This window comes from Roseovarius sp. MMSF_3281 (assembly GCF_030733685.1).
Taxonomy (GTDB): Bacteria; Pseudomonadota; Alphaproteobacteria; order Rhodobacterales; family Rhodobacteraceae; genus Roseovarius.
Genome location: NZ_JASHIM010000017.1, coordinates 95,406 through 103,940 on the forward strand (window position 1 = coordinate 95,406; position 8,535 = coordinate 103,940).

Here is an 8,535-nt window from a genome sequence, read left to right on the forward strand (position 1 = left end):
CCGGATGAAGGGCATTCCTATGCAATCAGGTGTCTTGCGCGTGCTCCGCGCAACCGCCGCCTCCTGGTGGCGGCATAGAGAGCTGCGCCGAACTGGCCAGAGGGCGCTGGCACAGCGGCTCGAACGCCAGACCGTCCTGCGTGATCTCGGCTATCTGAAGCAGGCGGCGTCATTGCCAAACGCGCATGTGATCTGCGGGGAGGGTGGGACATTCCTCCATCTCGGTTGGACCACCGTGTCGACCTTCGCGCCGATCGAGCGCTTTCCCTTGGCCACTCTTGCGGTCGCACGTGGCACGCCGTTCATCGATATCCGACTCGTCACCGATGTCATCGCCTTCGCGAACTTGCCGTGCGTGGCGCGGGACGGATCGGTCGACCCTGACCCTTGCGGTCCTGGCAGGTCCGTCTCGCTGACCGACTACATCGACATGGTTGAAGAGCTCGGCGCGAGGATCCTCAACGATCCGCGGCCCCGTCAGTCAGCCTGATCACCATTCCCTCTCATTAAAACTCGAAAGGAGGCCAGCCATGGCCCGATCCCGCACGCCCAAATTCGATGCCTCCGAGGTCATCACAAACGAAATCATCCGTATCATTGAGCGCGGCGTCCTGCCCTGGCGAAAGCCCTGGACCGCAGGCGGCAGCTCTCGCCCCCTGCGCGTGGGGGGTGAGCCCTACCAGGGGGTCAACAACTTCCTGCTGACGATGCGCACCGTGATGGCGGGCCACAGCTCGCCCTTCTGGATGACGCTGCCTCAGGCCAATGCCTTGGACGCGAAGGTGCGCAAAGGCGAGAAGTCCTCTGTCGTTGTCTACTACGGCCAAAGCCGGAAAGACGCCGATGGCGAGGACGACCGTAGCAGCGGGGATGATCACTCCGAGGAAGCCCGCATCTTCCGCTTCCAGAAATCCTACCGCGTGTTCAATGCCTGCCAGATCGAGGGCTTGCCCGACAGTTTCTACCCTGACCCGGAGCCCGTGCCCGAGCATCCGCCGTCCGAGCCCATCCCGCACATGCAAGCGTTTTTCGATGCCATCGACATCACAACCGTCTTCACGGGCACGGAGGCGTACTATTTGCCCCCCGTGGACAAGGTCTACATGCCGTCCATCACGCGGTTTCAGGACCCGCGCAATTTCTACGGGGTCTGGGCCCATGAGCTGGCCCATGCCACAAAAGCCCCCCATCGGCTGAACCGCGATTTCGGGTTCTCGAAGTTTGGCAACACGTCCTATGCTCGCGAGGAGATCGTCGCGGAATTGACCTCGGTGTTCCTGGGTCAGACGCTGGGCTTTACCGCGCATACGCTCGAGATGAATGCCGCCTACCTCCACAACTGGTTGCGCGTTCTTCGGTCGGACAAGGGCGCAATCTTCCGGCACGCCGCGGACGCGCAGCGGGCCTGCGACTATCTGATCGCCAGATCGGAGGCGTGCAGGGCAGGGGAGGGCGCTGAGGCAGCATGACCTATGCTCTTCCGCAACGCAGAAAATGGCAGCTTCGAGCCCTTTTTGACGAATGCTGCCGAGCGACTGGACGGCCGCTTCGGCGGACCCGCAGCTTAGCGAGGTGTTCTCCGTTCGGGTCTAGACATACTCCGTAATGCGTTTCAACAAGGCGACACCGGCACCTGATAGAACGCCGCAAGAAGACGTAAGCTCTTGACGACGCCCGGTGTCGAGCGGGTGGGGTCCTGTTATGTGACCGTAAACTGCCCCATCATGCCCGCATCCTCGTGTTCGAGGATGTGGCAGTGATACATGAATGGTGTCTCTTCCGAAGCCAGCTTGTCGAACCTCAGCAGGATTCCGGTCGGACCCTGCACACGGACAACATCTTTCCAACCGATCTGCGCCGAGTCGACCGGCCGTCCGTTCTGACTCACGCCTCACGATAATTGTCACACGCCTCAACACCCTTTGCGACCACGTCGAGAAGTGCGTCCACATCGTTCAGAAGGACCGTGATGCGCGGGTTGCTGATACGGTAACGGATGAAGCGCCCTTCGCGGTCGCTGGCGACAAGCCCGCAGTCCAGCAGGCACCTCAGATGGTTGGAGACGTTGGGTTGCGATAGTTCGGTCCGCTCGACGATCTCGTGAACGGCCAATGGCTCGTTGCAAAGTGCACCGAGGATGGCCAGGCGGCTCGGGTCCGCGAAGCCGCGGAACAGCTTCGCCCGTCGCTCGATGGTCGCGCTCTTGCGGTCATCGACGATTTGGGCCATATTACTCCTCGCTGATACGTTGTTCTTCAATTCATTCTAGCAGGAATAGCGCGACCATGGCCAACACCGAAAGTGCCGGACCGACGGCAGATGTTCCGCCCGTCCGTTACCGGGTTTCCGGTATGGACTGCGCGAAGGATGCCGCGCAGATCGAGCGGGCGGCGCAGTCGGCCGGAGTCGCGGCTGACGATGTGAAGGTGTCGGCGGCGACGCACATCATGACACTGAGCGCCCCCGAAGCGCGCCTGCCGGACATCGAAAAGGCCGTTGCGGTGACCGGCTACGGCTTCGACCGGATCGAAGGCGATGGAGACATTCCGCCGAATCCCGCCCATCAGGACCCGGCCTACCGACGCGCGCTCTGGATCGTCGTGATCCTGAACGTGGGTTACGGTGTCGTTGAAATGATCGGCGGGTTCATCGCCGGGTCACAGGCCGTGAAGGCCGATGCGCTCGATTTCATCGGCGACGGCGCGATCACCTTCCTTGGCCTGCTGGCCATCGGCTGGAGCCTCGCCTGGCGGGCACGGTCGGCCTTGATCCAAGGCATCTTCCTCGGCCTGCTCGGCCTTGGCGTCCTCGGCACGACCATCGTGCGAGTCTTCGAACGGACGACGCCGGATGCAGGTCTAATGGGCCTGCTTGGCATGATCGCCCTTGTCGTCAACGTCATCTCCGTTCTGCCGCTGCTGCGGTTCCGCAAGGGCGACGCGAACATGCGGGCCGTCTGGCTATTCTCGCGCAACGACGCCATCGGCAATGCGGCGGTTGTCGTTGCCGCCGGTCTCGTGGCGTGGCTGGGCAGCGCCTGGCCGGACCTCATCGTCGCCTTCGGCATCGCCGGACTGTTCCTGCACTCGTCTTGGGCAATCATCCGCGATGCGCGGGCCGATCTGAAGGCAGCGGCATGAACAGCCGCGTTCTGGGCGGGCTCTGCGCGATCGCGGCGTTCGGCCTCGATCAGGGTACCAAGGCGCTTGCGCTGAACACACCGGCGCTTGAGCGCGGCGTCGAGGTTCTACCCTTTCTCAATCTCGTTCGGGTTCTGAACGATGGAGTCAGCTTCGGTATGCTGGGCGGGATCGTGCCTTGGTGGGGTCTCATCGCGCTTGCTGGCGTGATCGTGGCATGGCTGCTGATCTGGTTGTGGCGCGCGCCGGACAGGCTGACGGCTGCCGCTCTCGGTCTGATCATCGGCGGCGCGCTCGGCAATGTCCTCGACCGGCTGCGTTATCAGGCCGTCCCGGATTTTCTGGATTTCCATTACGGAACATACCACTGGCCGTCCTTCAATCTTGCGGATGTGGCGATTTTCTGCGGTGCGGCCCTGCTGTTCTGGGACAGCTTCCGCTCGGCGCAGAACAAGCCCGAACGTAACCACCGAGAAGAAAACGTTACGGGGAAATAATCGATGTCCAGCATTCCATCCGCAAAGGGCATCGACAGCACGCTTGCCCTGCTGCGCAACCCATATGAGTTCATTCCGGACACATGCCGCGATCTTGAGGGCGACCTGTTCGAGACCCGCATCCTCTTTCAAAAGACGATCTGCATGACTGGTGCCGCAGCTGCGGAGGTCTTCTATTCCGAGGATGGGCTCGTGCGCGCAGGCTCGATGCCGAAGCGTATCCAGAGAACCCTGCTCGGCGAAAAGGGCATCCAGGGGCTCGATGGCGAGGCCCACCGTCATCGGAAGCGGATGTTTATGTCACTCATGGCGTCGGAGCGGATCGAAGCTCTCGAAAACACGACGCGGGACCTGTTGGACCGCTACGCACGGGACTGGCAAGCGGCGGAGAAGGTCGTTCTCTACGACGAAGTGCGCGAAATCCTCACCAGAGCTGCCTGCGCCTGGTCGGGCGTGCCGCTTCCCGAAGCGGAGGTCGAGACGCGGACGGCGCAGATGACGGCGCTCTTCCAAGACGCCGGGGCGGTCGGCTGGAAGCACTGGGGTGCGCGTCTGGCGCGGCATCGCGCAGAGCGTTGGACAGCCGGGATTATTGAACGGCTGCGCGACGGAAGCCTTCAGACAGGACAGGAAAGCGCCGCCCATGTCGTCGCGACGTGGCGCGATCTGAATGGGGAGCTGCTGACCTCCAAGGTTGCCGCCGTGGAGCTTCTGAACGTAGTACGCCCGATCGTCGCCGTCTCTGCGTTCATCGCCCAGGCGGCGCATGCCCTGCATCGGCATCCCGAGTGGCGGCAAAAGCTGAAGGACGACGAGGGACAGCTCGAACCTTTCGTGCAAGAGGTCCGCCGTCTGTATCCGTTCTTTCCCGCGGTCGCGGCACGGGTGAAGAGTGATTTCGAGTGGCGCGGATATCGCTTTTCCAAAGGGTACAGGGTTCTGCTCGACCTCTACGGCACAAATACCGACGCTCGCTCGTGGGACGCGCCGCAAGAGTTCCGGCCCGAGCGGTTTCACGATCGGGAGGTCACCCCCTACGACTTCATTCCGCAGGGCGGTGGTGATCACCACAGGAACCACCGTTGTCCGGGCGAGTGGATCGCGATCAGCCAGATGAAGGCGTTTTGCAGTTTCTTCGTGAACGCCATCGACTACGAAGTGCCAGATCAGGATCTGGATCTGGAAACCGAAGAACTGCCGCCCATGCCTAAATCCCGGTTCATCATGCGCAACGTCAGGCGTCGGCAGTAGCGTCGGCCTCCTCCGGCTCGACCGACCGCGCATCCTTGGTGGCCTCAAACGCTTCCCACGCAACGTAGGGCACGATCAGAAGCGCCGCGACCGGGTCGGCCCACCACCAGCCCATCCATTGCGTCAGACCGATCCCGGCCAACACCACGATTGTCTGATACTGGCAGATCATGGTGTCCTTGGCATCGTACTTCAGGGCGGGCGCATCGAGCCGTTTGCCATAGCGATACTTGCCCCAGGCGAGGAACGGGTTGACCACGAGCGAAGCACCCAGAATCGCGATACCCCACCAGTTGAAGCCCGGCGCCTTCTGCGAAATGAAGGCGGAGACCGCCTCGTAGAGGATCGCCGCGACGACGATCCAGAAGGCACAGGCAACCACGTAGAGCGCGACCTTCTTGCGGTGCAGGACCGTGCGCTTGCCGGCACCGTCCTTCTCCCCCTTCAAGCGCCAGATCAGCGTCGCGGCTGAGGTGGCTTCGACCGTGCTGTCGAGACCCCAGCTTACCAGTGCCGCGCTGCCGGTCAGAAGTCCCACGGTGACGGATACGACGACCTCGATGATGTTGTAGACGAGGCTGGCGATCTCGACGCGGATGCCGCGCGTCAGATTGGCCTGCCGGTTATCTTTCTGACTACTCATAATACCTCATAATGCGGAGCCTGCAGCAAAAGTTCGAGGCGGGAATTGATTGCCTTGCCATTAGTGTTGCGCCACGAATCGAAAGCCGATGTTGTTCTTTTTCCAAGCTTCCTTAGTAGAGGCGAGCTTGCCCCTCATACATGAATACGAATGGCCTCGGACCTGTCGCGTAGCCGGTGTAGAGCCGCTCGATCCGAAACCCGCTCTTCTCGACAAGGGCGTTCGTCGGGCGGTCAAGGTGACAGTTCCCGGCGCAACGCTTCCAGGCAGGCGTGAGCCAGCGCTGCCAGCGCCGGACACGGGCTTCCGGCGCCAAACCATGCTCGACGAAGCGGAAGATGCCGTCCGGCTTGAGAACGCGCCGGATCTCGGCGAGCGCCTTCTCCGGCTCCGACACGCTGCAGAGCGCCCAGGTGGCGACGACGCAGTCGACGCTGCGATCCTCCAGCGGCAATGCTTCGGCCACGCCCTCGATCATCTCGGCCGCGGGCATCAGGCCATGGGAGGTTTGCGCGGCCCGAGAGAGGAGTTCGGGCGACGGGTCAACACCGATGATCTGACGCACGGCCTCGGGGTAGAGCGCAAGGTTCAGGCCCGAGCCGATCCCGATCTCCAGCACACGTCCATGCAGCCCGGAGGCGGCGCGGCGCCGGTAGGGAAGAAGTTGATCCTGGCCCATCGCCAGATGCGTCAGCCGAGGGAGGATATGTTTCTCGTACAGTCGCATCTGTTCACCCGATCCGCGCAAGGACAGGGAAGGTGTCCAGCAGCCAGTAGGCCAGTGCGCTCAACCGCCCGGTCATCATCGCCAAACCCATCAGGATCATGACGCCGCCCGCAGCCTGATGCAGGCGGCGACCCCAACGACCGATGCCGCGCAGCCTGCCGGCAATACTGTCGGTGAACCCCGCGACGACCAGAAACGGGATCCCAAGGCCGGCCGAGTAGAAGGCAAGCAATGCGACGCCCTCGCCAATCGTCGCGCTTGTCGCGCTGGCGGTTAGGATGGCGCCGAGGATCGGCCCGATGCACGGTGTCCAGCCGAAACCGAAGGCGAGTCCGAGCACGTAGGAGGCGACCGGTTGCCCGCCCGGCAGGTCGAGATGAAAACGCAGGTCGCGCTCCATGGCCGACAGGCGCGCTGCCCCGATCATGAACAGACCGAACAGGATCACGATCGCGCCGCCGACGAGGTTGAGTTCGTAGCGCCACTGCAGCAGCGCCTGACCGAGCGCGGTGGCAGAGGCCCCAAGCGCGATAAATATCGTGGAGAAGCCAAGGACGAAACAGAAGCTGAGCCAGACGGCCCGCCCCTTCGAAGGCGCTGCACTGCCGGTGACCGTACGTCCGGCAACGTAGGATACGTAGCCGGGCACGAGCGGCAGCACGCAGGGCGACAGAAAGGAAACGGCACCGGCCAGCAATGCCGCCATTAGTCCAAGAGCGGAAAGTTCAATCAAATCCACATCTCCAAACTGATCGGTAGACCGCCACCACGTGTGCGCACGGAGCGGAACGGCTGGCGCGGTCGTCGTGCTTTTCCATGTCCTATCGCTTACGTTCGTCAATAAGAGCGCTTATCTGCGCAACGGCTTCGGGGCTGTTCCATTCGGCCGGGCCTGCGAGGCGCCCGCGCTCGCGCCCAATGCGGTCGATCAGAATCGTTGTCGGCAGGCCCACCACGGCCAAGGCCAGCATCGCGCGCGTATCCTCCGCGATATAGAGATCGAGGTTGCGAATGCCGGTCTCTCGGTAGAAGCGGCGCACAGGTTAGAGACCGGCCCGATCGATCGACAGCGGCAGAACATGAAAATCCGATCCGCCGAGGCGCGCTTGCAGCGCGTCGAGCGTCGGCATCTCCTCGCGACAAGGCGGGCACCAGGTCGCCCAAATGTTCAGAAGCACGACACGTCCCTCGAAGTCCGCCAGCGTCAGATTCCGTCCATCTCCATCCACGAAAGGCGGCGACAGGAGATCACGCGGAGTCCCGTGATTAGGGATCGGTGGTCGGGCGGAGGCAGGGCTTGCCGCAAGCGCCAAGACTCCGGCAAAGACGTCACGTCGCCTCACGGGTCGCTCTCAGCCTGCAACCGGCGCACGACCGGCAGAATGTCCTCCTCAAGCGAGGCCTGATCAAAGGGGCCGACATGCTTGTATGCAATGCGCCCCTCGGCGTCGATTATGTATGTTTCCGGCACTCCATAGACGCCCCAGTCTATCGCAACGCGGCCTGATCGGTCCGCGCCGATGCGGGTGAAGGGATCGCCGAGCTCTTCGAGGAAACCCAGCGCCTCCTCGGCATTGTCCTTGTAGTTGATACCGTAGATCGGAACGGTGCCCGCTTCGGCAAGATCGACGAGAAGCGGGTTCTCCGTGCGGCAGGGGACGCACCACGACGCCCAGACGTTGACGAGAGAAACCTGGTCTAGCAGGTTCGCCGAGGCTAGGCCGTCCTGCCGCCCTTCGATGGGCGGGAGCGCGAATTCCGGGATTGGTCTTCCGATCAGCGTCGAGGGCAACCGGTCGTCGTTGTTCCAGAGGCCCCAGTAGAAGACTACGCCCAGCAACCCAAACAGAAGAATAGGCAAAATCATGAGCGGCCGTCCGCTCCGGCGCCGCTGTTCTTGGTTATCCTTCGAACTCATAGCCTGCCATCAATGCTTGGAAGGAATAAGGTATCAGCAACCGCTGATATGAAGCAAACCGTCGCCGATCACAATGCCGAACGATGGGGGAGGCTTGGCCGCGGCTTCGCAGACCCGAGCCATACTTACTGTCTAGATTCTTAAGAAATCAGCGAAAGGTCGGTATCTGAAGAGGCCGTTGAATTCAGACCTCTGAACGGCCCCTTCGTCCCGCAGAGCGGACTATTGGAACTGTTTGGTTCGGGCAGGTTTGGACCGGGTTCCTCCGCCAAGCGGAAAAGGAAAAGATGCCGTAATGGGGCTTTCGGCGAATCGAGCACGTTTCGCTTGTTTGTCAGCATGATCTGAAGTGCCGTTGC

The 8,535-nt window shown here is 62.3% G+C and carries 14 protein-coding genes; 5 read left to right on the plus strand and 9 right to left on the minus strand.

The annotated features are described in order from the left end of the window. The first annotated feature begins 19 nt into the window (after window positions 1-19). Both RBB32_RS15605 and RBB32_RS15610 read left to right on the plus strand, forming a co-directional pair. Window positions 20-490, plus strand: a complete 471-nt coding sequence (locus RBB32_RS15605; RefSeq protein ID WP_306154066.1) for a hypothetical protein — start codon at window positions 20-22, stop codon at window positions 488-490. Between the two features lie 40 nt (window positions 491-530). Continuing rightward, window positions 531-1,469 carry an ArdC family protein gene (locus tag RBB32_RS15610; protein ID WP_064260190.1) on the plus strand — a complete coding sequence of 313 codons (939 nt, stop codon included), beginning with the start codon at window positions 531-533 and terminating at the stop codon, window positions 1,467-1,469. 230 nt (window positions 1,470-1,699) lie between these two features. On the opposite strand, the gene RBB32_RS15615 is transcribed toward RBB32_RS15610, so the two are convergent. Beyond that, on the minus strand, window positions 1,700-1,888 hold the full coding sequence (locus RBB32_RS15615; protein WP_035746442.1) for a multicopper oxidase domain-containing protein: 189 nt from the start codon (window positions 1,886-1,888) through the stop codon (window positions 1,700-1,702). Then, window positions 1,885-2,229 (minus strand): helix-turn-helix transcriptional regulator, encoded by a 345-nt coding sequence (locus tag RBB32_RS15620; protein ID WP_036708219.1) that lies wholly within the window; start codon window positions 2,227-2,229, stop codon window positions 1,885-1,887. Before RBB32_RS15620 ends, RBB32_RS15615 begins: the two co-directional genes overlap by 4 nt. Window positions 2,230-2,285: 56 nt before the next feature. Between RBB32_RS15620 and RBB32_RS15625 the strand changes: the two genes are divergently transcribed. The 3 genes from RBB32_RS15625 to RBB32_RS15635 are packed head-to-tail and all read left to right on the plus strand — an operon-like array spanning window position 2,286 to window position 4,888. Next, entirely contained in the window at window positions 2,286-3,140 is an 855-nt protein-coding gene (locus RBB32_RS15625) for a cation transporter (protein ID WP_064260189.1), read from the plus strand. Next, entirely contained in the window at window positions 3,137-3,637 is a 501-nt protein-coding gene (lspA, locus tag RBB32_RS15630; RefSeq protein WP_009807499.1) for a signal peptidase II, read from the plus strand. The genes RBB32_RS15625 and lspA overlap by 4 nt, the downstream gene beginning before the upstream one ends. Before the next feature lie 3 nt (window positions 3,638-3,640). Then, window positions 3,641-4,888, plus strand: coding sequence for a cytochrome P450 (locus RBB32_RS15635; protein WP_047998166.1), 1,248 nt, complete (start codon window positions 3,641-3,643; stop codon window positions 4,886-4,888). Here the strand turns inward: RBB32_RS15635 and RBB32_RS15640 are convergent. From RBB32_RS15640 to RBB32_RS15665, 7 genes are all read right to left on the minus strand, one after another. Beyond that, window positions 4,872-5,531 (minus strand): cation diffusion facilitator family transporter, encoded by a 660-nt coding sequence (locus tag RBB32_RS15640; protein ID WP_082379096.1) that lies wholly within the window; start codon window positions 5,529-5,531, stop codon window positions 4,872-4,874. The two genes, RBB32_RS15635 and RBB32_RS15640, sit on opposite strands and share 17 nt — an antisense overlap. Before the next feature lie 112 nt (window positions 5,532-5,643). After that, window positions 5,644-6,258: a class I SAM-dependent methyltransferase gene (locus tag RBB32_RS15645; RefSeq protein WP_064260188.1), complete on the minus strand. Its 615-nt coding sequence runs from the start codon at window positions 6,256-6,258 to the stop codon at window positions 5,644-5,646. Between the two features lie 4 nt (window positions 6,259-6,262). Then, window positions 6,263-6,964: a cytochrome c biogenesis CcdA family protein gene (locus RBB32_RS15650; protein ID WP_369796074.1), complete on the minus strand. Its 702-nt coding sequence runs from the start codon at window positions 6,962-6,964 to the stop codon at window positions 6,263-6,265. A 115-nt stretch (window positions 6,965-7,079) separates the two neighbouring features. Beyond that, entirely contained in the window at window positions 7,080-7,298 is a 219-nt protein-coding gene (locus RBB32_RS21365) for a hypothetical protein (RefSeq protein ID WP_338060406.1), read from the minus strand. A 3-nt stretch (window positions 7,299-7,301) separates the two neighbouring features. After that, window positions 7,302-7,601 (minus strand): TlpA disulfide reductase family protein, encoded by a 300-nt coding sequence (locus RBB32_RS21370; protein ID WP_371931071.1) that lies wholly within the window; start codon window positions 7,599-7,601, stop codon window positions 7,302-7,304. Then, window positions 7,598-8,176 carry a DsbE family thiol:disulfide interchange protein gene (locus RBB32_RS15660; RefSeq protein ID WP_236737094.1) on the minus strand — a complete coding sequence of 193 codons (579 nt, stop codon included), beginning with the start codon at window positions 8,174-8,176 and terminating at the stop codon, window positions 7,598-7,600. Before RBB32_RS15660 ends, RBB32_RS21370 begins: the two co-directional genes overlap by 4 nt. 140 nt (window positions 8,177-8,316) lie before the next feature. Then, the coding region (locus tag RBB32_RS15665) for a hypothetical protein (protein ID WP_306154067.1) at window positions 8,317-8,535 on the minus strand (219 nt) is incomplete at its 5' end.

What these genes read in the sequence shown, in the direction of transcription:
- RBB32_RS15605 (WP_306154066.1), top strand. Translation starts at nt 20, where the DNA reads ATGCAATCAGGTGTCTTGCGCGTGCTCCGCGCAACCGCCGCCTCCTGG.
- RBB32_RS15610 (WP_064260190.1), top strand. Translation starts at nt 531, where the DNA reads ATGGCCCGATCCCGCACGCCCAAATTCGATGCCTCCGAGGTCATCACA.
- RBB32_RS15620 (WP_036708219.1), bottom strand. Translation starts at nt 2,229, where the DNA reads ATGGCCCAAATCGTCGATGACCGCAAGAGCGCGACCATCGAGCGACGG.
- RBB32_RS15625 (WP_064260189.1), top strand. Translation starts at nt 2,286, where the DNA reads ATGGCCAACACCGAAAGTGCCGGACCGACGGCAGATGTTCCGCCCGTC.
- lspA (WP_009807499.1), top strand. Translation starts at nt 3,137, where the DNA reads ATGAACAGCCGCGTTCTGGGCGGGCTCTGCGCGATCGCGGCGTTCGGC.
- RBB32_RS15635 (WP_047998166.1), top strand. Translation starts at nt 3,641, where the DNA reads ATGTCCAGCATTCCATCCGCAAAGGGCATCGACAGCACGCTTGCCCTG.
- RBB32_RS15640 (WP_082379096.1), bottom strand. Translation starts at nt 5,531, where the DNA reads ATGAGTAGTCAGAAAGATAACCGGCAGGCCAATCTGACGCGCGGCATC.
- RBB32_RS15645 (WP_064260188.1), bottom strand. Translation starts at nt 6,258, where the DNA reads ATGCGACTGTACGAGAAACATATCCTCCCTCGGCTGACGCATCTGGCG.
- RBB32_RS15650 (WP_369796074.1), bottom strand. Translation starts at nt 6,964, where the DNA reads ATGGCGGCATTGCTGGCCGGTGCCGTTTCCTTTCTGTCGCCCTGCGTG.
- RBB32_RS15660 (WP_236737094.1), bottom strand. Translation starts at nt 8,176, where the DNA reads ATGAGTTCGAAGGATAACCAAGAACAGCGGCGCCGGAGCGGACGGCCG.